The organism is Nostoc sp. DedQUE05, from assembly GCF_034530955.1.
In the GTDB taxonomy this organism is placed as follows: domain Bacteria; phylum Cyanobacteriota; class Cyanobacteriia; order Cyanobacteriales; family Nostocaceae; genus Nostoc.
On the sequence record NZ_JAVRCB010000009.1, the window covers coordinates 138,112 to 160,389 of the forward strand.

The window sequence follows — 22,278 nt, forward strand, 5'->3', positions numbered from 1 at the left end:
TTATAGCAACTTTAAATAGCAGATTCAGCCTTCAGAATTTTGGAGTTTTACCCCGATTTATTGAGCCGTTACTGAATAAGTCTTTAAGCTAAGTAACTGGTTAGAAGCGCTCTTAATCAGTAGAAAGTGGTCAATTTTACGCACTACTGACTACTTTTTAGTTGTCGCTGAAGACCTCAATAATTATGTTGATTTCTATTCAGTTACTTATCTTTATTTTTTATACACGTCTCAAAGATTATGCGAATCATACATATTTTGAACCACGTTCAAGAAATAGGTAACGGTATTGTGAATGTGGCTGTGGATCTGGCTTGTCTACAGGCAAAATCTGGTTATGAAGTCGCGGTTGTTTCTGCTGGTGGAGAATACGAGGCTTTACTAGATATTTGTGGTGTCAAACATTACCACTTAGACCAAAGCAGGAAATTGCTAAATACGATTAAAGCAGCTATGCGTTACCGAGCGATCGCAGCTGAATTTCAGCCGGATATTGTTCATGCTCACATGATGACAGGGGTAATATTAGCACGCATTTTTAAGGGACGCAAATATGCTTTAGTTTCTACAGTCCACAATGAATTTCAGCGTGCTAGCTTGCTGATGGGTTTAGCTGACAGAGTAATTGCTGTCAGTCAGGCTGTATGTGATTCTATGATTAGGCGTGGTATTCCAGAAAACAAGTTGCGAGTGGTATGTAATGGCACTTTAGGCAGTCCTCGCACCCGACAAATACAAGATTATCAACCTTTACCATTACAGCATCCAGCGATCGCCACTGTTGCCGGGATGTATCAACGTAAGGGAATTGCTGAGTTAATTGCTGCCTTTGAACAAATTGCCTCAGATTTTCCCCAAGCCCATCTTTATTTGGTAGGAAACGGCCCTGATAAACAGCTATTTGAGGCACAGGCACAAGCAACTTCTGTAAAAGAACGCATTCATTTTGAAGGTTTCCAACCGGAACCTCAACGTTATCTAATATCTTGTGACATATTTGTGCTAGCTTCCCACCGCGACCCTTGCCCTTTGGTGCTTTCGGAAGCTAGAGAAACTGGAACTGCGATCGTCGGCACTCAGGTAGACGGGATTCCTGAAGCTTTAGACAACGGGCGAGCAGGTCTTTTAGTGCCAGCAAAAGATAGTCATGCTTTAGCTGGGGTTTTAGTGCAATTACTGAGTAATGCCGAGATGCTGCAAGAGTGGAAACAGCGGGCAAAGAAAAACTTAGATAGGCTGAGTGTTGCCCGCGTCCATCAGGAAACAATGACAGTGTATCGTGAGTTAATTACAGAATGAGGGCAGGGGCATTGGGCATTGGGCATTGGGCATTGGGTAATAATCAATAATTCTTCTGCCCCTGCTTCCCCTGCTTCCTCTGCTCCCCTGCCCCTGTGCTCCCCTGCTCCCTGCTCCCCCCAGTCCTCTTAACAGAGCGATCGCTTTAATTTGAAAGCTAGGCCTAAAGCGCCAAAAACTAGTACGCCCAAAACGTTAGTTGATTCAGGAACAGCGGTGTAATAAGAAGCCACTCTGATGGGCCCGTCTTTATCTTCTTGATCTGCTGGAATTGGTGGAATGATTCCAGCACCTGGCGCTAGATTAGGTAGGCTAGCGAATGGATTGTAAAATAGGCTTCCATTAGGGATTACGCCACCACTAAAAGTGACAGTACTACCCTTGATAGTAATGTCTTTAAAAACATCCTTAAGATCGGGGTTAACAGAGGAACCAATCTTCCCATCTCCATTAACATCTCCCCACTCGACTGGTTCATTATCAAATGGTGGAGTAGAATTCGGATTACTATAGGACAGCGTTTTTAAATCAAAGACCAAGCTATTTATATCGTAACCAGTGGCATTTACAAAGTTATTAGCTACATCTGGAACACCATATTCTATTACTTCCCCTGGTAGAAACCCTGTAAGGGTTCTTGGTTTTTTGATATCGAGTATGGCTTGATTTTTAGTCGTCACAATGGGTTCTACAAAAATGACGGCTCTTGCTGGTGTCGAAGACAAAAAACTAATTCCTGCTGTTCCTAGAACAGACAAGGCTATTTTTGTGGCAATTCTAGTCATATTTGTGTCCTTTTGATATTGATTCGCAGAATGCTACACGGCATGGTTTAAATCAAACAGCAAAAACTCATTTTTCAACCGCTACCTATCAGCTAGATAAATAGTGGTTAATGTATGCTTGCTTCCTGAGTTGATATTTACTCATAGGTTGATTTATAAAGCAATTCTTGTAATGCTTTATCATGATAACTAGTAATTTCACGCAATCTTTATAAAAAATCCAAATTAGAACTTATGCATTGACAGATTAGACAAGATGTGAAGCATAAGTAATTATCCTGACTTTTGATGAACTGTGGTTCATTGCTGTCTTAACGGGACGCTACAACATAGCAGGTTTGAGATGAAATGGTTATAAGATTTAGAGACTATGGCAAACGGCTTTCTGATTTTGAGCAAGAAATTTTAGTATGTTGTCCCCAATGCAATCGCATTGCCAAGGTATTGACTGTAAACTCTGAGCAATCAAGTCTCAGTTCCATGAAAAGAATTACCTGTCAGCACTGTAGCTATACAAAACAACAGTCAAATGCTGCTAAACGAAAATCTGCACTGCTATTGTTGCAGAACAATTACAGGCATAAAAGAAATTCTCGCTATGGAATATTAGACCATTTTTTTGGCTTGCCCTTGTGGCTACAAATCTCTTGTTGCGGTCAGTTGCTATGGGCATATAATGAAGCTCATTTGAACTTCCTGGAAAGCTATGTTCAATCAAGGTTGCGAGAACGCTTGCCAGATGAGTCATTAGGCTGGCACAATGGCAGTCTTGCCAGTCGCCTACCCCGATGGATCAAGCTAACGCAGCATCGGGAAAAAGTTTTACAGAAAATTCAACAGTTAAAGCACAGGTTGTAATCAATGCTTTTACGAATTACGAATTACGAATTACTTTAATCTTGCTGATGAGCAAACTTATAACCACCCCAGAAAGAAAGAGCGATCGCAACCACCAACAAAATCGGTATGCTGTACCAAGGAAACTGAGACAAGGGTAAATGGGCAGCTGCACGCAGTCCGATGCTGGCGTAGGTTAACGGTAACAGGTAAACTACGACTTTAAGGGCTGCCGGTAATGTACCAGGGTCAAAGAAGGTTGCCCCTAAGAATGACATGGGGATAATGATAAAGTTATTGTAGAGTCCAACTGATTCGAGCGATCGCACACTCAACCCTACAATCACTCCTAATCCAGCAAATACCGCACAATTGAGCACCACTAACAGTAAAAACAGTGGGTTGACAAAATTCCAGTTTCCACTTATGAGCAACGCTACCAAAATCACGGAACCGGAAGTCATCAAACCCCGCACGACTCCCGCCAGCATTTTACCGATGTACAGCGCTAAGGGATTTATGGGAGTTAACAACAATTCTTCAAAGGTTTTGGTAAATAATCTGTCTCCACAAATTGAAAATGTTGTTCCAGCAAAGCTAACTGTCATCGACGACAGCGCCACCATTCCCGGTAATATAAATTCCAAATAGTTGTCATAGTTACCACTAATTCCCGAACCGGGTTTGATGGAACTACCTAAACCCAAGCCAAAAGCTAAAATATATATCAGTGGCGATATTAAACCTGATGCAGCAACTGGTAAAATTCTCACGCGTAAATCTAGCCAATCTCCCCAAAAAATAGTCAGACTATCAGCCAGGAAGATTTGAAGTTGCGAATTGAACCTCTTGCCCGAAGGTAGTGCTCTTTGAGATGTCACTTGCTTTCAATTAGTTATTAAAATTTCATTAAATCTTAATTTACATTGTTTTACACATCAATTACTAGTAGTCTGCGAACCCAAAAATGCGCTTGTGAGGACTGGGGAAAGGGGAAAGGGAAAACGGGTAAGGGATTTAAACCCTTTCGCACTTCCCCTTTAACCTTTACCCCGCCAAGTTCCCTTGGCGTACTATTAGGGTAAACAAAAATATCTCATCCGAAAAATTGAATAATTAACAACAACAGTTAGATAGTTTAGGCATTATGACTAGATCAATTGTGAAAGTAAATAGCTATATCTGATAACAATTAAAAGTATTAAAATTTTGTTCCAATATCTAGATAAACTAGTATTTTTCTCATTTAACAAGAATATCGCAGAGAAAATCACAGGCAATTACAGTCAAGAATAGGCATACTGAAAGAGGGAGAAAAAACTTTAGACTACTCCCTCCCAAATCGGCGTGAAGGTGATTAAGCAACAATGAAACGTAAATCTACTGGTAGATCGGCTACTACTTCTAAACCCTCTATTTTCCAATCCCCTCTATTTAACTTCACCACCATCGCAATTATGGGAGGGGTGTTGATTTTGGGAATTGGGATTGGCATTGCTTTTAGTTCTACAGCCACATTGTCCCCAGCAAATGTGGCTTCCCGTGACTTCATTGACACCAAAGCACCAAACCCTGAAATTTGTGTGCAGTATGGAGCCAGTGCAATGGTAATGGACGCTAGATTGTTCGTTACTCTCAGCCCCTTTAATGTCTATGTTTCCCAGCCCACTATGCGTCCTGGATGCGTTCTCCGACAAAATAACTGGGCGCTTTTAGAGCAACGTAAGTTAGTGACATCCGATCAGGTAAGAGATTGCAAAAATCGCCTGAACACCTTTGGCTTTACAGGTAACTTGGACAGTGACAAACCTGATATTAGATGTATATATCAGAATGAAGCGGCTCAAAACTTCTTCAACGCTCAACCGGGAGCAGTTGGAACACCTCAGGAAACGGATAGATTTTAGATTTGGGCATTGGGCATTGGGCATGGGGCATTGGGCATTGGGTAAAACAGTTCTGAGTGCTGAGTTAGGAGTTAGAAGTGAGGAATTATTTTCCTTGTCTTCCTTGTCTCCCCAATCCCCAGTCCCCTGCGATCGCATCTGCCTTCATCAGCTCACTCGTACTCGTCACGTATAATTGTTAAACCTAAAGCTTTGTAGGCACTCAGCATATTATTAGATACTGTCGGTGCTGTTACTAGGTAAGTCAGGGCATGAATGGACTCCACGAGATAAGGAGCAGCCGTGTCTAGTTTTTCTGCTGTGACTAATCCGACTACCTCAGCCGATCCAGCAATCATTGCTCGTTTGACATGGGCTTCGTCTAAGTTAGGTACACTAATCCCAACTTCTGGATGCAAACTGCAAACTCCCAACATGCACAAATCTGCACGAATCATCCGTAATGTCTCAATCGTGACAGTACCCACGTTCACCAAGGCTTTTTTGTAGAGTTGTCCACCTAACATCACAACTTCTATATGGGGATGTTCTGCTAAAGCAACTGCTATTGGCGGACTATTTGTGATCACTGTTGCGTGCAAATCTAAAGGCAAATGACGAGTTACTTGGAGAGTTGTTGTACCTCCATCTAAAATCACCACTTGTCCCGTACAAACTAATTTTGCTGCTGTCCGAGCGATCGCTTCCTTTTCTTTTGGCGCTTGCTTTTGGCGATCGGCATAACTAGCTGTGGCTGGAGATTTGAGGAGTGCTCCCCCATGAACGCGTTGCAATAGTCCGGTTTGTGCCAGTTCGCGCAAATCCCGGCGAATCGTATCCTCAGAAACCTTGAGAACAGCACTAAGTTCTGTCGAAAGTACCTTTTTATCACGACGCAGAATTTCTAAGATGAATTGTCGTCGTTCAGCAGTTAGCATAATTAATTTTCCTGAAAATGCGTTTTTGAACTTGAAATTGCACGTTTGTGAGTTTATACTTATTGATATGCAAGTTCTTGTACGGTAATCCGTAACTTCAATTGAATTCAAGCACATTCATGCACAATTGCATGTATTGATTTTGGCATTTGATGAAATCACACGGTTCCACAAAGGTTCTGAGTGGTTGACTTGAGTTTGGATAATTGTTGCCCAATGAGGGTTTTAACAATTTTTTTGTAATGCGATCGCGCATCCCATCTCAATACGGTTCGGTTAATGTGCTTATTCCTCGAAGATCCCCCCAACCCCCCTTAAAAAGGGGGGCTTCTGACCCTCTTTTACCCCCTTTTTAAGGGGGTCGCCATAGGCGGGGGGATCTTATCCGAACCATATTGCATTCCAATCTGTTCAAATTGTTTTTTATTCAATCAATAAACCATGACTACTATTAATACCCAATTTCCAATCGATCTCGGTGCATACAAACCTTTAGCGCTCAATCCGGCAAATTCGAGCCTGACAGATGAACAGCGAGAGACTCTCAAAGCGAATATTCAACTTTGCCGAGATGCGATCGTCTTTTTTACGGCGACTGGCGCGGCTAGTGGAGTCGGCGGTCATACTGGCGGCCCATACGATACAGTGCCGGAGGTAATGATTCTCGATGCCTTTTTCCGGGGAGCATCAGAGCAATTTGTACCGATTTTCTTTGATGAGGCAGGACATCGAGTTGCCACTCAATATCTGATGGCAACGTTGCATGGTGATTTACCTGCCGAGCAACTTTTACATTATCGGCAAGCACATTCCAATTTACCGGGACACCCCGAACTAAAACTAACTCCTGGTGTGAAATTTAGTTCTGGGCGCTTGGGCCATATTTGGCCTTACATCAATGGTGTGGCAATGGCGAATCCAGGCAAGGCTGTTTTCTGTCTCGGTTCTGATGGATCGCAGCAAGAAGGCAACGATGCCGAAGCTGCTCGGTTGGCTGTTGCTCAACATCTCAACGTCAAGCTGCTCATTGATGACAATGATGTAACGATCGCTGGACATCCTTCTAAATATTTACCTGGTTTTAATGTCGCCAAAACCTTAGAAGGTCACGGTTTGAAAGTACTTCAGGGAGACGGGGAAGACTTAGACGATTTATACCATCGTATTTGCGAAGCTGTGAATACTCCTGGAGCGATCGCTATTATCAATAAACGCCCGATGTGTCCTGGTATTGAAGGTTTAGAAGGTTCCATTCATGGTCATGATGTCATTTCTGTAGATTTAGCAGTTAAATATCTAGAATCTCGCGGACAAACTGCGGCTGTCGAATACCTTAAAAGTATTGATAAACCCAAACAAACATATACATTTCTAGGTTCTGGCGATAAATGGGGCGCTAACCGTAGTGTATTTGGTGAAGCCGTGGTGGGTGTCCTCAGTCGCATGAGTGAAGTGGAGCGTAAAGAAAAAGTTAAGGTCATTGATAGCGATCTAGAAGGCTCCTGCGGTTTGAAGAAAATTCATGAAACATACCCAGAAATATTTATTTCCTCCGGCATCATGGAACGGAGCAACTTCTCTGCTGCGGCTGGATTCGGGATGGACGAGGGCAAGCAAGGTATTTTTGCGACCTTCAGCGCCTTCTTAGAAATGTGTATCTCAGAAATCACGATGGCACGGCTAAACTATTCCAATGTTCTGTGTCATTTTTCCCATGCGGGTATAGATGACATGGCAGATAACAGCTGCCACTTTGGTATAAATAATATGTTTGCCGACAATGGCTTGGATGATGGCTACCCAACACAATTGTACTTCCCAGCAGATAATAATCAAATGACAGCTTGTGTAGAAGCTGTATTCCATGAGCCTGGACTGCGGTTTATTTTCTCCACCCGTTCCAAAGTGCCCAATATTCAGGACAGCAATGGCAATGACTTCTTTGGAAGTGGCTACAAATTTGTTCCCGGTAAAGATGAGGTTATACGAGAAGGGACACAAGGCTACATTATCAGTTTTGGCGATGCTCTCTACCGTGCCGTTGATGCTGTAGAACGCCTGAAGCAAGAAGGGCTAGACGTTGGTTTGATTAACAAAGCAACTTTAAACACCATTGATGAAGAAATAATTACCAAAGTTGGTAAAGCTCCTTTTGTGCTTGTAGTAGAACCTTTCAACCGTCGCACTGGCTTAGGTAGTCGTTTCGGTTCCTGGCTGCTAGAGCGGGGGTTGACTCCCAAATATGCCCATCTTGGAACTTATAAAGAAGGTTGCGGCGGTTTGTGGGAACAGTACCCATATCAAGGTATCGATCCAGTCGGCATCATCAACAAGGTGAAGGAGTTAATTGGAAAAAAATAATTCATTTATTAGGGCATAGGGCATAGCAGGGAAGCAGGAAAGTAATGGGTAATGAGTAACGAGTAATGAGTTGGAGCAGGGGGACAAGGAGGAATTATTGAACAAATCTCTCCCAAGTCTTCCCCCTCTTCCTTGTCTACCTTTGTCTCTTCTGCATACCCAATGCCCAATGCCCCATACCCAATTCCCAATTTTTATTTAGTTTTAGGTAAAGGTTGACCAAACTCGATTACCTGGGGTTCGGGATCGTTGGGGATTGTTGGAATTGGAAATTCCGACACCCCTAAAGGAGGAATGTTATTTAAATTACTGGGTTGATTTGGGAAAGAAGGAGGGGGAAGACTCGAAGCAGGTTGTTGAGAGGATGTATTTTGATTTAAAGCAGGTACGGTGACAAAAGGCTGCCCTGAGTTAGTAGTAGTTGTTGAGGGCAGTTGATTGGATGGAGGCGGAACTGTGAGTAAGGGGGATTGTTGATTAGTAGCGGTTACAGGTTGTTTACTAGGCGGCTTTTGGAGTGTTTGAGGTTGTTTCTTGGCTGAAGGAGGGGAATTTCCTGATTTTACGGCAGCAGTTTTACCAGAAATAACCGGACGTAATACCCAGCGAGTGGAGTTTTTTCGGGAAACTGGTTGCAGTTGTACCTTTTTGGGATTAAAAACAGTCCCTGCTGCTAAATCTAGGACAATACGTGTATCGTTTGCGTTTAGCTGAGAAATGCGAATGCTTTTAATTGCTCCAGAATAATTTTGTTGTGTGGTAACTTTGCCCAACTTAGTATTCGGTAAATCTACAACCAGACGAGAGGGTTGGGCTAAGTAGAAATAACGAGGGGTTGTGCCTGCTGAGAGAGTAATTTCGAGTTGCTGTGTCTTGGGAGAAAAACGCCAATTATTTAGCTTTGCCCCTGGTGTACCAGCATTAGTAAAAGTTTCGAGGGCGATCGCTGCATAAAAACTTAATATACTGATGCTAAATATTTGCTTGCCCCATTGGTAAGATTGCCTAGTTTTTAGTTCCCGATTCATTCTGTTTATTTGCTCCATAAAACCCATACAATGCACTTACATTGCTGTTTACTTCGCGCTTGCAATCCCGTAGACGCGATGAATCGCGTCTCTACCCACCCCCAATTCAATTAGCTTTTTGAGGCACAGAAGTAAATTTCAGAGTTTGTGGAATACCATTTACGGTTAATTGACCTGTCATATTACCTTTATCCACAAGTTGCATTTGAATTGTGACTGAGTTTAGAGGATCGTTTTGGGGGCGAGGAATATTACAAAGGATTGATTTACTAACTTTTCCAGATAAATTTAATTGTTGATTTTTGAAGATACCTGCCAGAGAGTGCTTTTCGTCAGTGTCGGCGTTAGCGCTTGCCGGTAATACAGAGGCATTTAAGTAAATACCTGACTGCTCAATGTTTAACGTCAGAGTATCCGATTTTTCACAGTTAGGCAAATTCTCCGCTAGGGTTAGACGATAGCGACCGTTAACTGACGGAGGAGCCTTGAGTTTGTTTTCTCCGTAAACAGTGACAGTTTTAAACAACAGTAGCACTGAAATTATTGCTACTCCGTAAAAACTTAAAGATTTGAAGTTGAAATGATTCATGTTCTCAGTTCCTCAATGTTGGCTCTTGACTGCTAACATCAGGAAGCATGGAAGCCAGATGAGCGGTGACTTGACTGTAACGGCGGGTAATCAGCAGGGAGGAGCAACATTGAATGGCTAGTTGATCTGTATATCTTCCCAAGGTTTGACGCTCGATACCCCAAGCGCGGCTGGTGCCTGCAATTGTTAGGTCTACATTTTTTGAGGCTTCGACTACAGCTTGGATTGGATCTGAAGCTTGGACAATTTTGATTTCAATGCGATCGCGTACACTGGCGGGCAATTGTTCCATCATCGTATTTAGTTCGTAATTCAATTCTTCCTTGGCGTGATTTGCTACTATCTGTAATATCTGCAACACACAAGTCTCACGATTGATTAGCAGTCTCAAAGCTAGTATTAGTGCTAAATCATCATGGATATTGGCTGAATAAGGTACTAATAAACTTTCTAATTGCTCTTTGCCTTTATCTACAAACACTGCTACATCCACTGGGGCAGTAGTAAGCATTTGTCCGACTCGTCCACCTAAACGATTACTACTAAAAGCTGGTCGATGCCAGCCAACGAGAATTAAATCAGCTTGTTCTAATGTGGCGATCTGTGCTGTTTCGCGGGCAACGTTGCTAGATATGCGAACGATCGGATGCACACAGGAACGTGTTTCTGGCGGTTCGAGAGTATTAATCAATTCTTCTAACTGCTGGCGACGCTGGGCGATTAATCGGTCTGCTTCAACTGGGGTGCTTTCAAAGGCATAATCTTCTTGAAATTCAATTAGGCTAAGAGGGTTAACAATTGCAGGATAGGGGTAATTGAGAGCGATACCTACGGCGGGCTGCGCCAACGCTACTGCCAACTGTACTAAACCTTTTTGGGTATTTGGATTAGCCACTGGCACCAAAATTCGGAAAGGATGAGGGGAAGTTTCGCTCTCAGCAGAGGTGTCTATACTTGTTTTTGCTTCCAACTCCGGTTCCACCACATCTAGCCTGATCAGCTTTTTCGGATATGTCCATTCCAGCAGTGGCGAGGTCATGAATGTAGTTACCAATGCCATAATTACCAGCATGGTAAATATTAAGGGAGAAATTACCTTTAACTCTAAACCAATGTTTAGCACGATCAACTCAGTCAAGCCGCGAGTATTCATTAACCAACCGAGTGCCGAGGCTTCCCGTTTACTAATGCCACTGACACGCGCTGCTACATAAGTACCAACATATTTGCCTGCGATCGCCACAGCTAAAACCAACGCACACAAAAGCCACAATTCGGGACGGTTGAGCAAGCCAATCTGCGTTTTTAAACCACTGTAGGCAAAAAATATTGGCAGCAAGAAAATTAGGACAAAATCTTCTGTTTTTATTGCCAATTCTCGGACTAAATCTTCATTTTTGGGCATGGCTGCTCCCAGCAAAAATGCTCCAAAAATTAAGTGAATCCCAATTAGTTCAGTGATTAGCGCCGATGCAACCACTGCCATATAAATCCCAGCTAGCAGTAATTGGCTGAGTCTTCCCGCACGGAGGTAGTGTTTGGCAAGGCGTTGTAGGAACCAACGACCTGCTGTCAACATCAAGCCGATGTAAACTATGCTGGCGATAATTGTGGGTACAGCACCAGCAAAGTCACCAGTTCGCGCAACTGCGATCGCAACTGCCAAGAGACACCAAGCTGTCACATCATCCACTGCTGCACAAGTTAACGCCAACGTTCCTAAACGCGTTCCTTGTAAATTGTTTTCAGTAATGATTCGCGCCAACACTGGAAAGGCAGTAATCGACATCGCCGCCCCCAAAAATAAAGCAAAGGCGGTGAACGATACACTTGCATTGGAAACTAGGGGATAAAGTACTACCGCTAGCAATGTTCCTAGAGAAAACGGCACCAAAATGCTGACATGAGAAGTTAAAACTGCTACTTCTAATTGCCCTCCGAGGTATTTGGGATTTAGTTCTAGCCCAATCAGAAACATGAAAAATATTAGTCCCACCTGAGACAAAACATTCAGAAAAGGAAAAGTTTCTGGTGGAAACAAGCTAACTGCTAGATGGGGAGCAACTAACCCAAATAAAGATGGGCCGAGCATAATTCCGGCGACAATTTCACCAATTACTAGCGGTTGCTTAATAGAACGAAATGCTAGCCCTACTAGCCGTGAAAGCCCAATAACAATCAGCACCTCAACCAGAACGAGAATAACGATGTGCATGGTTTCCTCAAAATTAACTATCTGGTTTCCCTAAGATAATTCTTTAAAATACTAGAAAATGTCAAGCTTGTTAGATACACCCAAGAGTAATTTGTGCTTCGTTGTTATATTAATTATTGTTACGATGCCGTTGTAGCCGTTATGGGTAATCAAGTTTGTAGTAAGGACTTTAGTCCTTAATTTTCTCAGCACTAAAGCGCTTACTAAAAACCCTCAAAACTAGCTTAGATATTGTACTAAATACTTAATTAATCTAATATTTAATTTTGCTTAATTCAAAGATTTCTCATAGCTTGTACCGTGCAATAAAAAGGCAATCAGTGGTGATGCCATAAGAGTTGTAATAACTGCCATAATAACCATTATAGTGAATAAAGTTGGGGTAATTATACCTTGTTCTAGACCAATATTGAGGATGATTAACTCCATCAAACCACGAGCATTCATCAGAGCGCCGATTGTTGCAGATTCGCGCCAATTTTCCCCCGCCAATTTTGCAGCCAACATACAAGCAACACCTTTACCGAGAATTGCGATCGCAATAATTAACAACGTCACTCCCCACAAAGTAAGTGTGTTTACCAATCCAATTTGAGTATTTAATCCAGAGAAAACAAAAAAAATCGGTAACAAAAAAGAAGTAGTTAAAAACTCCGTATACTGGCGAATTTGTTGGGCGAATTCTCCGCGTGGTGTCACTGCTCCCAACACAAAAGCACCGAATATTGCATAGATACCTGTAACATCGGTAAACCATGCACAAAACATCAAAACTATCAACATTAAAGTCAGGGTTTGTCTGTTCACACCTTCGCGTTTTGTCATGCGTGTGAACGCTTTCAGTAGAGGTTGTCCGAGAAAAATCGCAAATAGCACATAGCAAATTCCACCACCAATTGCTAATATGGCTATGCTCAGAGAATTTTTCACGCTAGCAAGCACAATCGCCAGCAAACACCAAGCAACTGCATCATCTACCGATGCTGCACCTAAAGCCAATGTACCGAAGCGGGTTTGTGTAAGACCGCGTTCGTAAAGAATACGAGCTAACATTGGAAAAGCCGTAATTGTCATCGATGCACCCAAATACAAAGCAGCTGACCAAGGCATAACTTTTGGTTGAAAGAAATCGCCATTGTGATAAAACCAAAAAGATGCGATCGCTCCTAAAATAAAAGGAGTGATAATCCCAGCCGCAGATAGCAAACTTGCACTTTTAATATGATGTTTTAAAAGTTTGGTATTAAAGTCTAAACCAATCAAAAACATATAAATTACCAATCCAATCTGGCTGATAGCATATAAAATTGACATCGATGGATTGGGTATCTTGAGTCCGACAGCAGTGATGATGGGAAGCTTAGGAAATAGCCATTGCTGAAAATCTGGTGCAATCAATCCTAAAAGTGATGGCCCTAGCATTACACCTGCGATCATTTCGCAAACAACATCAGTTTGACCAAGATAGCGGCGTCCTAAAATCGTGACAATGCGACAAGTGGTTAAAATAACTGTAAGTTGTAGAAATAGCCGAATAACCAGATCAAAATTTGACATTGTACTTCCTTGATTGATGTCTCTGCATTCAAGAATTTCCCTAGAGTTTAAAGTTTTCTTGTTTTACTCATATATAACTACCACATCAGCACAAATGCCAATTTTGTAAACATAAGATAGCTGTTTGTAATTTGATGAGATACAACAATAAATGTGTTCCTTTGGTTTCTAAAGTCATCTTGTTCTTAATAACGCACATAACTGTACGTCAATACAACATATTGCATCCAAACTAAAATCGCCATATATGATTTTTTATGATTTGTTAATTTGCGATTTATAGCCCAATACGCTTGGCTTTGTAAAAAATTGTAGGTTGGGTAAAGCAAAGCGCAACCCAACAAAGCTATGAAAATGTTGGGTTACTCTTCTCCTGTCGGAGACGCTACGCGAACGAGAAGCCGCTTCGGGTCTACGTTCCTCAAATGCCACTTGCTTCTCCCAAAGAGAGACGCTGCGCGTAGCTTGCTTCCCCGAAGGGGTACAAGTCGGGAAACTGCAAGGGTGCAGTGGTTCCCCAGCCTACACAACTTAAGGTTTTTGGCGCTAACCCAAGCGTATTGATTTATAGCCTTTTTTATCTATTTGAGGCACAATCAACTGTAGGGACGTACATTTGTGCGTCCCTACCCTACGGTTGAATTACCTGAAAATTGCTAGAATTTTTGATTAAATTAGTTTCGATAATTTGAAATTTTACAACCACTCCCCACCCCGAAAACGCCAACGAAGGAAGATAATTCGCATCAGGCTTTGGGAACTAATAAAAACTGCTAGCCATACCATACTATAGTGCAATAAAAAAGCTCCTGGTGAAAGTTCTTCTTTCGGTAAAGGTATTGGTAAAAAGCCAAATAATTTGACTCCACAAAATATAAATATCAATTCCCATATCCCAGCTAAGAGTTGATAAACTGCTGGCCAATCTCTATCCCAACGGAATTTTTGGAGATAGTCATAAAGTACATCCCAACCTAAGCCAAAAATAGCGACATAAGCAAGTATCCAAAAATAAACCGAGTTAGCACCAGGGCCAATCCAACCCATTGCAAATGGCAAAGATACGAGTACGCCGACAGTTATCAGTAATAATAATCGAGTTTGCCAGCGACCAAATAAAGTTGGTGTCATAGGAGTGCTGAATGCTGAGTGCTGAGTTAGGAGTTAAAAGTTAGGAGTAATGAATAATATAGAAAAATTAGAGTTTTTATAAATAGATTTTGGTGCTTTTTGCGAGGATGGCAAATACGAGAATATCAGCTAGCCCCAAAGCACCAACACATCTATAATTATTAGGATGGTTTAAGGTGATAATCAAATTTAGAATGGTAAGCTGCATTGGCAAAGCTCATTGAAGGTATGGCATCCCAATTGATTACATCTTCTAACAAAGCTTGATAACCTAGTGTATTAGGATGAAGTCCATCTTCACTCAAGCGTTTGAGTCGCCAACTTTCACCGCGTTCCATCCATTGCTCAAAAATATCCAAATAGGGAATCTGCCGTTTGCTGCAAGCAATTCGAGTTGCTTCTTTGTAGCGGTATTGGTCGGCATGATTGTAGTAAAAACAATCTAAAAATGGCATTTTGGCTTCATCTACTGGCACCATGCCCACAAATAATACAGGGCAAAGTTGCTGTGCTAAATCTAGCAGAGATGCAATTTCCTTTTCAAACAATGTAAAATCTGTGTAACTTCGACCATCGGGACGCGCCAACCGGGCTGAGTCATTCACGCCTACTGATAAAATAATCAAATCAGGAACACGATTTCGCAGTTCACCCCGGTGGCGAAATTCAACTTCCAATCTTTGAGCTACTTGTTGGGTGCGATCGCCTCTTACCCCTAAATTATAAAGAATATGACCGGCACTATCCGGCAACATCCACCATCGCCTTAGTTGCTCAATCCAGCCTCCTTTTTCCGGGTCGCCGAATCCATAAATTAAGCTGTCCCCCAGTGCGACAATCTTCATAGGCTGAAAGTGATTTGGTGGTAGAGACAGCTGCATTGAGGAAGAAGCGAGAAATGTGTGCATTTAACGACTATATTTTATATCTTTACAAGATTCTATACATTTCTATACCATAGATGGCTACCTTTAGTGTCCAAGCATTTATGGAGTTTCTACTTGTTGATATGGTTGCAAAGTTAATATTGCCACAGTTGAGCCTCTGAAGGTGAACGTTGAGCCTTTGAGGTCGAACGTTGAGCCTCTGAAGGTGAACGTTGAGCCTCTGAAGGTGAACGTTGAGCTTCTGAGGGTGAATGTTGAGCCTCTGAAGATGAACGTTAAGCCTTTGAGGGTGAACGTTGAGCCTTTGAGGGTGAAACTTGCGGTTTAAAAGCTCAAGTTTGGGGTTTGGTACTGAAAATGGCTATGCGATGTCTACGATGGGCCACGCCTACGCACTATGTTTCAGTTTATTTTAGGTATGTGTGAGTGATGTCTACGACGAGCTACGCCTACGCACTTTGCCAAATGAGTGTGAGAATCGAACTGCGAGGTGCAGAGGACACAGAGGAAGAAGGAAGAGAGAGCGTTAACAAATCTTACTGAAAGTATCGCTATTATATGGCGGTGGCTGGGGTAAATTTTACCATGTGTGGTTAGGATAGGTTGCAGGTGTAAAAATTATCTCTACCGTTAGCGAAGATGAGTATTGACCTTGTAGTTAATGCACTTAAGAATATTGCTAAACCTGCGGCTTCTCTAGTTATCAATCAAGCTCAACACAATGAAAGTGTTGTTAGAACCTTAAGAAAACAATTCAATTTTGACCCAGTACAACCACCTAAAGATGTTGATGGTGTTTATGTTTACTCTTTAATTGAGTATGGTGTGGGTAAGCCAGAAGCAATTCTGAATCTTTTTAGAGAAAACAAGATTAAAAATGCTTTTTGGAGTGCTTATACTGCAAATAATCCCTTGGGTTTCTGCAAGGAAGTAGAAAAGTTTTTGCAGGGTAAGGATTTAGAATATGATATCCGATTATTGAGAATTAAACTGCGATCGCAGTTAGAGGAATTTGGGGAAATATTTATTCAGATTGCCAAAAAAAGCAAATCCAAAGAGTTTGAGCCTTTCCCTGATTGGAATTTAGACGAGTATCCAGCAGAATTTAAGTCGTTAATTAGAGAGAAAATTCGCTCGTTTTGCGGCCGTAAGTTCGTTTTTGAGACATTTAACCAATTTATCACCAAAAATCGCAGTGGTTACTTCACTGTAATGGGTGATGCGGGGATGGGGAAGAGTACCATCGCTGCTAAATATATTTGGGACAATAAATCACCATGCTATTTTAATATTCGCTCAGACGGTCGTAATCGAGCGGAGCTATTTCTTGACAGTATTCGCAAACAATTAATTAAGCGTTACCAGTTGCAGAATGCCGAAAAAGCTAATTTAGCAGATTTACTAGAACAGGTTAGCAAAAAACTGACTGCTGGCGAACATGTTGTAATTGTAATTGATGCTCTGGATGAAGTGGAACAAGAAGCAGGGGGTAATCTTTTAGATTTACCACCGTCGCTTCCTGAGCGTGTTTATTTTCTGCTGACTAGACGACCTTATACTATAGATAAAAAACGCTTGTCTGCACCAGATGTCCCCGTAGAGGAACTAGATTTAAGGGGAAGTCAGTATATTAATTTAAGTCGTGAAGATATCAAGGAGTATATTCGGTTCTTTTTAAATGTTGATCAAGACTATAAAAATGCACTTAGACAATGGATGCAAGACCGCAATATTTATGATAACGATTTTGTTGAGCAGGTAGCAACTAAAAGTGAAAATAATTTCATGTACCTGCGCTATGTTTTGCCAGGAATTACTAAAGGTGACTATAAAGACCTGATTTTAAAGCAATTACCCGATGGTTTGCAAGAATATTATCAAGATCATTGGCGGCGGATGGGGATGGATGAAAAACCCCAGGAAGTAAAGGTATTTATCTTATTTATTTTAGTGGAGATTGGTACACCAATTCCTTGTGAGATAATAGCAGCTATTGCTGAACAGGATGAATATAATGTGCAATTAGTTTTAGATGAGTGGGTTGAGTATTTGAAGCTGTTGAATATAGAGGGAGAATACTGCTACAGCATCTATCACGCTAGTTTTTTAGACTTTTTGAAATATAAACGGGTTCTGGATTCTAAACGGAAGCTATTTCAAGAGGTTAATCAACGCATTGCGGAATATCTTGTACAAAAGATGGCGTGAGATGGGAGAATTCGCTGACAAATTAGCGGCACAAAGTCCCGCTTTTCAACGTGCTTACTTGGGTAGTTTAGCGCCAAACTTGGTGAAGTCAGGCAAATTAGAGAAGTATTACCAAACCCTAACTAATTTTGATTTTATGGTGGCAAAGATTAACCATCCTGAGTTTGGAGTGCAGCCGCTAATTGAAGATTATGATTTGATTAAGGATTCAGAGGTATTAAAAAACCCAGAGTATAACCAAAATAAAATTCATGTTCTGAAATTAATTGAAGGAACATTACGGCTATCAGCACATATTTTGAACAAAAACCAGATAGAGTTATTACCTCAATTATGGGGGCGTTTACTATCTTTTGAATTACCAGAGATTAAAGCTTTTTTGATGATGGTCAAGCAATCACAATCTCAACCTCAACCTTGGTTTCGCCCACTGATACCTAGTTTAGATCCCCCTGGTCGAACTTTGCTACGCACGCTCACTGGTCATAGCAGTTCAGTAGATGCTATTACCGTTACTTCCAACGGTAAATACATAATTTCTGGTTCAAACGATAAAACGCTAAAAGTATGGGATCTAGAAATAGGCAAGGAAATTTCCTCTTTTACAGGACATACTGACAAGATAAATACAATAGTAGTGACGCCTGACGATAAACTCCTGATTTCTGGTTCAAATGACAAAACGATCAAAATTTGGGATTTGGAAACAGGAACAGAGCTTTACACATTAATAGGTCATACTGACTCTGTACAAGCCGTAGCTTTGACACCTAATGGTAAACAGGTGATTTCTAGCTCAATAGACAATACTCTCAAAGTTTGGAATTTGAAAACAGGGCAAGAAATTTTTAGTATTACAGGCAACGGCAATCAAGTAAATACTGTTACAGTTACGCCAGATAGTAAGCATTTGATTTATCATATTTCATACGACAACTCTATCCAAGTCTTGGATTTGGAAAGTCAGAATGTAATAGCCAGTTTTACAGGGGAAAGTGCATTAACCTGCTGTGCTGTTGCATCAGATGGCATGACAATTGTGGCAGGTGAAGCATCAGGTAGGGTGCATTTTTTGCGTCTTGAGACAAGATAGAGGAATGAGGAAAGAAATAATTTTATCTGCCAAAGATTTCTTTGACGGTAATATTAACGTCAGGGAAGGCTTGAATTGATAAAGTTTGACCGCTAGTGAACTTTTGCATCAGCTGATATCCTGCGGCTGTTGGTTGTTGATAAACTTCCACAATTTGCTCGTTAATATCTACTAACCAAACTTCAATTATGTTTGCTTCCGCATATAAAGGAATTTTCTCTTCCCGGTCATACATCACAGTCGAATCAGATACTTCAATTAATAAAAAAATATCCTGGGGTTGGGGGTGTGCTGTGGCGTAGAAATCATTACGGGGTTTAAGTAATGCCACATCTGGCTGAGGTTCTGAGTTATCGTTCAACGCGATCGGATTTTGAGCAGCAAGTATAACCCGTTTACCCAACAGCTGCACCAACAGATTAACTAGTCGATTTACACAAGCAGCGTGTTTTGTCCCAATCGGCGACATCTCAATAATCTCTCCCCGAATCAATTCCACTCGGTCATCCTCTGTGAGAATCCCCGACTCAACCATCTTATGATATTGCTCAACTGTGAATTTCCGTCTTAGCAATTGTATAGACATCGCCACCTCCACTGTTGCCTCATCTTTTAATTATTCTCCAAAATCATGAATTCACCACCCAAACCACCCACTGCAATCAATTCCAGAGGACATCCCACGGAGTTTGAGCAAATCATTCAAGAAAAAAGCCAAAACTTTGTCGGTCGTGAATTTGTTTTCATTGCTATTAACAACTTTCTCCACCGCCATCACCAGGGTTACTTCACTATCATTGGCGCACCCGGTAGCGGTAAAAGTGCCATCCTCGCCAAATATGTGACAAACAATCCTCAAGTTATTTATTACAATGCCGAACTTGAGGGTAAAAATCGTGCTGACGAATTTCTCATAAATATCTGCACGCAACTCATTAATCAATACTCGCTTAATTACACCTCCCTGCCTGATAACGCCACAGAGGGAAGTTGGTTTTTCTCTAGTCTTCTCCAGCAAATCAGTGATGAGTTAGAACCCGATCAAAAACTGATAATTGCCATTGATGGATTAAATTGCATTGACCGTAACAGCCAACCACCTGGTACAAATCTGTTTTATCTCCCCCGCTATCTCCCGGATGGGGTCTATTTCCTCCTCACTCGTAGACCTTTCTTGCGGGAGAAGTCGGGTTTATTAATTGAAACGCCGTCCCAAAGTCTTGATTTAGCAGATTATCCAGAACAAAATCGGCGAGATATTCAAGCATATATTCAAAATTACCTAACCCCCGATGAAGAGATCCCCCCAACCCCCCTTGAAAAGGAAGGCAATATTCCCCCCTTGTTAACGGGAATTAGGGGGGATCTTAAATTTTGGCTGAGTAATCACCAGATTAATCAGCAAGAATTCTGCGATCGCCTCACCGCTTTGAGCGAAAATAATTTTATGTATCTCAGTCAGGTAATAAGTGCGATTGCAGAAAATTTCTACCTAATACCTTTCCAGTACAATCAACTCACGCCTGGTTTAGAGGCATATTATCAGCAGCATTTACACAAAATGTTTCCATCCGAACAAAAGACGAAACATAGCACAGATGTGTTAGATGTTTTAATCCAGCAGCAAAAAGCAATATCGGTGGAAGCGTTGGCGCAACCCGCCGCAGGCATCGCACAAATCATTGATACTGATGAGTATGAAGTTGAAGAAGTCCTAGAAAATTGGCTAGAGTTCTTACAGCAAAAACAAATCGCCTCAGAAACCCATTACAGTCTGTATCATTCCAGCTTTCGAGACTGGCTAGGTAAATAGCAAATAAAACCTTCTGAAAAATATCCACGGACATGATATACAGCAGAATTCAAGAGTCAGAATTCAGGAATCAGAATGGGCTATGCCCCACTGCGCTAACAGAAGTAAAACAAGCTTTGTACCTTCAGGCTAGCTTGTGTACTTCATCAACTTGAAATATGCTGTAAGTCCTCATCTACAGACGGATAAGTAGTGCAGGTACATCAATCGCTAAAAGTAAGCAGTCACTTACCAATTGGTTTGTCAAAAAAGTTGACATAAGTAGTTTTTTGTAATGCAGTGTACTACAATAGTAATGAGTTAAATTAAAAAGACTTCTTCGCCAGTACAGTGGAAATAAAATTACCATTTGCACGCAATTAGTTGATATTACGAGAAAAAATTTTCAAAACTTTCTACTTAACACAAAATAACTTAATTAACGCTGCATAACCGATAAATATGGATTTTGACTATTTTAGAAGCAATGAAGGCAGTCCTACAAATAATACTCGGCAAAGCTTACTTGCTTGCGGTTGGCGACCGTTTAATCGAGAATTAGACTGGGGATTTTTATGGCAACTATTGTACAGTGACTCCCGCGAATTAAGTCAAAAAAGTTTGAATTTGGCGAGTAATATTGCTGATGTTTTAGGACGAAATAATTATGCTTGGTGGGCTAATTTATTAAGTGTTGTATCTGATAATACCCGCTACGAAGTTGAAAAGTTTTGGAATTACATCACGCCAGATCCGCAATCACCAGATCATCGCTACAAAGATGTTTTGAGTACGGAAACACCTATTGTCCAATTTGTCAGTCGTAGTAGTATTCCTATTGATTATGTTCTGAATCGACTGCAAGAAATTACTGTACTGCGAGTTTTAGGTGTATTGGGTAATCCTGATATTATTACTCAGTATCACTCAGAAAGAGATTTTTACTTTCCGATAGATAAATTTGTTAGCTGGGAACGCTTAGACGTTATTAATACTGTTTACGCTTACTGGTCTAAGTATGACATTTGGTTGCAAATCGATCCTTACGATCGCGGCCGACGACAATATACTTTAATGGCGAAAAATCTCGCGCCACTAATTAACAAAGCAACTTACGACTTAGCAGTGATGCTGAGTGGATATCAAAGTCGTGTAGGCAAAGTTCATAGTCAATTTAACATTCGGACATTTCCCGCAGATATCCAAAACTTTACTGATTCTGTACAGCAAGCGATTTTAAATCAAAACCAGTTAGCGGTTGTTGTACATGGACAACCAGGTACTGGTAAAACAGTCTGGACACAGGCAGTAGCAAAAGAAATTCTTGTACCTTTAGGGTATGTAATTTTTATTTTAGATCATGATGCGATCGCTAATTTTGTCCCACCAACTTACATAGAACGTATTTGTATTGTTATTAACGAAGCTGATAATCTAGCGCAAAATCGTGCTTCGGAGGTAGCGCAATACAATAACAAAACCGAACACATTCTAAGTTTGCTAGATGGCACTTTGTATCAGAGTGTAATTGATGATTCTGGTATTCAGATGCAGCAACGGTTAGTTGTCTTGATGACTTGTAATACTACTGAAAGATTAGATCCAGCCATGTTACGTAAAGGTAGGGTGGATTTAATATATGAATTTACACAACTATTTGTATAAAATCTAC

Annotated in this window: 18 protein-coding genes; 8 read left to right on the plus strand and 10 right to left on the minus strand. The window is 41.2% G+C overall.

Features of this window, described 5'->3' with window-relative positions; all coding sequences use genetic code 11:
• Nucleotides 1–240: 240 nt before the first annotated feature.
• A complete protein-coding gene (locus RMZ42_RS08935; RefSeq protein WP_322671080.1) occupies nt 241–1,299 on the plus strand; it encodes a glycosyltransferase family 4 protein in 1,059 nt (352 codons plus the stop codon).
• Nucleotides 1,300–1,427: 128 nt separating this feature from the next.
• Here the strand turns inward: RMZ42_RS08935 and RMZ42_RS08940 are convergent, their stop codons facing one another.
• Nucleotides 1,428–2,084 (minus strand): hypothetical protein, encoded by a 657-nt coding sequence (locus RMZ42_RS08940; protein WP_322671081.1) that lies wholly within the window; start codon nt 2,082–2,084, stop codon nt 1,428–1,430.
• A 348-nt stretch (nt 2,085–2,432) separates the two neighbouring features.
• Between RMZ42_RS08940 and RMZ42_RS08945 the strand changes: the two genes are divergently transcribed.
• Nucleotides 2,433–2,942 (plus strand): hypothetical protein, encoded by a 510-nt coding sequence (locus tag RMZ42_RS08945; RefSeq protein ID WP_322671082.1) that lies wholly within the window; start codon nt 2,433–2,435, stop codon nt 2,940–2,942.
• 35 nt (nt 2,943–2,977) lie between these two features.
• Here RMZ42_RS08945 and RMZ42_RS08950 read toward each other — a convergent pair whose 3' ends face one another.
• Nucleotides 2,978–3,802 carry an ABC transporter permease gene (locus RMZ42_RS08950; RefSeq protein WP_322671083.1) on the minus strand — a complete coding sequence of 275 codons (825 nt, stop codon included), beginning with the start codon at nt 3,800–3,802 and terminating at the stop codon, nt 2,978–2,980.
• A gap of 486 nt (nt 3,803–4,288) precedes the next feature.
• On the opposite strand from RMZ42_RS08950, the gene RMZ42_RS08955 reads away from it, so the two are divergent.
• Nucleotides 4,289–4,828 (plus strand): DUF3172 domain-containing protein, encoded by a 540-nt coding sequence (locus tag RMZ42_RS08955; protein WP_322671084.1) that lies wholly within the window; start codon nt 4,289–4,291, stop codon nt 4,826–4,828.
• A gap of 152 nt (nt 4,829–4,980) precedes the next feature.
• Here the strand turns inward: RMZ42_RS08955 and RMZ42_RS08960 are convergent, their stop codons facing one another.
• Nucleotides 4,981–5,745 (minus strand): DeoR/GlpR family DNA-binding transcription regulator, encoded by a 765-nt coding sequence (locus RMZ42_RS08960; RefSeq protein ID WP_322671085.1) that lies wholly within the window; start codon nt 5,743–5,745, stop codon nt 4,981–4,983.
• A gap of 441 nt (nt 5,746–6,186) precedes the next feature.
• Between RMZ42_RS08960 and RMZ42_RS08965 the strand changes: the two genes are divergently transcribed.
• Nucleotides 6,187–8,106: a transketolase C-terminal domain-containing protein gene (locus RMZ42_RS08965; RefSeq protein WP_322671086.1), complete on the plus strand. Its 1,920-nt coding sequence runs from the start codon at nt 6,187–6,189 to the stop codon at nt 8,104–8,106.
• A 194-nt stretch (nt 8,107–8,300) separates the two neighbouring features.
• Here RMZ42_RS08965 and RMZ42_RS08970 read toward each other — a convergent pair whose 3' ends face one another.
• The 6 genes from RMZ42_RS08970 to RMZ42_RS08995 all read right to left on the minus strand — a co-directional run bounded on the left by RMZ42_RS08970 (nt 8,301) and on the right by RMZ42_RS08995 (nt 15,534).
• Nucleotides 8,301–9,134: an AMIN domain-containing protein gene (locus RMZ42_RS08970; protein ID WP_322671087.1), complete on the minus strand. Its 834-nt coding sequence runs from the start codon at nt 9,132–9,134 to the stop codon at nt 8,301–8,303.
• A gap of 106 nt (nt 9,135–9,240) precedes the next feature.
• Entirely contained in the window at nt 9,241–9,723 is a 483-nt protein-coding gene (locus RMZ42_RS08975) for a hypothetical protein (RefSeq protein WP_322671088.1), read from the minus strand.
• Between the two features lie 4 nt (nt 9,724–9,727).
• Nucleotides 9,728–11,938, minus strand: coding sequence for a cation:proton antiporter (locus tag RMZ42_RS08980; RefSeq protein WP_322671089.1), 2,211 nt, complete (start codon nt 11,936–11,938; stop codon nt 9,728–9,730).
• Between the two features lie 270 nt (nt 11,939–12,208).
• Entirely contained in the window at nt 12,209–13,495 is a 1,287-nt protein-coding gene (locus RMZ42_RS08985; RefSeq protein ID WP_322671090.1) for a cation:proton antiporter, read from the minus strand.
• 696 nt (nt 13,496–14,191) lie between these two features.
• Nucleotides 14,192–14,626 carry a hypothetical protein gene (locus RMZ42_RS08990; RefSeq protein ID WP_322671091.1) on the minus strand — a complete coding sequence of 145 codons (435 nt, stop codon included), beginning with the start codon at nt 14,624–14,626 and terminating at the stop codon, nt 14,192–14,194.
• A gap of 161 nt (nt 14,627–14,787) precedes the next feature.
• Nucleotides 14,788–15,534 carry a GDSL-type esterase/lipase family protein gene (locus tag RMZ42_RS08995; RefSeq protein ID WP_322671092.1) on the minus strand — a complete coding sequence of 249 codons (747 nt, stop codon included), beginning with the start codon at nt 15,532–15,534 and terminating at the stop codon, nt 14,788–14,790.
• A gap of 618 nt (nt 15,535–16,152) precedes the next feature.
• Here RMZ42_RS08995 and RMZ42_RS09000 point away from each other — a divergent pair.
• Together RMZ42_RS09000 and RMZ42_RS09005 are read left to right on the plus strand one after the other, a co-directional pair.
• Nucleotides 16,153–17,721 (plus strand): NACHT domain protein, encoded by a 1,569-nt coding sequence (locus tag RMZ42_RS09000; protein WP_322671093.1) that lies wholly within the window; start codon nt 16,153–16,155, stop codon nt 17,719–17,721.
• A gap of 1 nt (nt 17,722) precedes the next feature.
• A complete protein-coding gene (locus tag RMZ42_RS09005) occupies nt 17,723–18,814 on the plus strand; it encodes a WD40 repeat domain-containing protein (protein WP_322671094.1) in 1,092 nt (363 codons plus the stop codon).
• A gap of 22 nt (nt 18,815–18,836) precedes the next feature.
• Here the strand turns inward: RMZ42_RS09005 and RMZ42_RS09010 are convergent, their stop codons facing one another.
• Nucleotides 18,837–19,400 (minus strand): Uma2 family endonuclease, encoded by a 564-nt coding sequence (locus RMZ42_RS09010; RefSeq protein ID WP_322671095.1) that lies wholly within the window; start codon nt 19,398–19,400, stop codon nt 18,837–18,839.
• Between the two features lie 45 nt (nt 19,401–19,445).
• On the opposite strand from RMZ42_RS09010, the gene RMZ42_RS09015 reads away from it, so the two are divergent.
• Both RMZ42_RS09015 and RMZ42_RS09020 read left to right on the plus strand, forming a co-directional pair.
• Nucleotides 19,446–20,627 carry an ATP-binding protein gene (locus RMZ42_RS09015; protein ID WP_322671096.1) on the plus strand — a complete coding sequence of 394 codons (1,182 nt, stop codon included), beginning with the start codon at nt 19,446–19,448 and terminating at the stop codon, nt 20,625–20,627.
• A gap of 441 nt (nt 20,628–21,068) precedes the next feature.
• Nucleotides 21,069–22,271, plus strand: a complete 1,203-nt coding sequence (locus tag RMZ42_RS09020) for an AAA family ATPase (RefSeq protein ID WP_322671097.1) — start codon at nt 21,069–21,071, stop codon at nt 22,269–22,271.
• Nucleotides 22,272–22,278 lie beyond the last annotated feature (7 nt).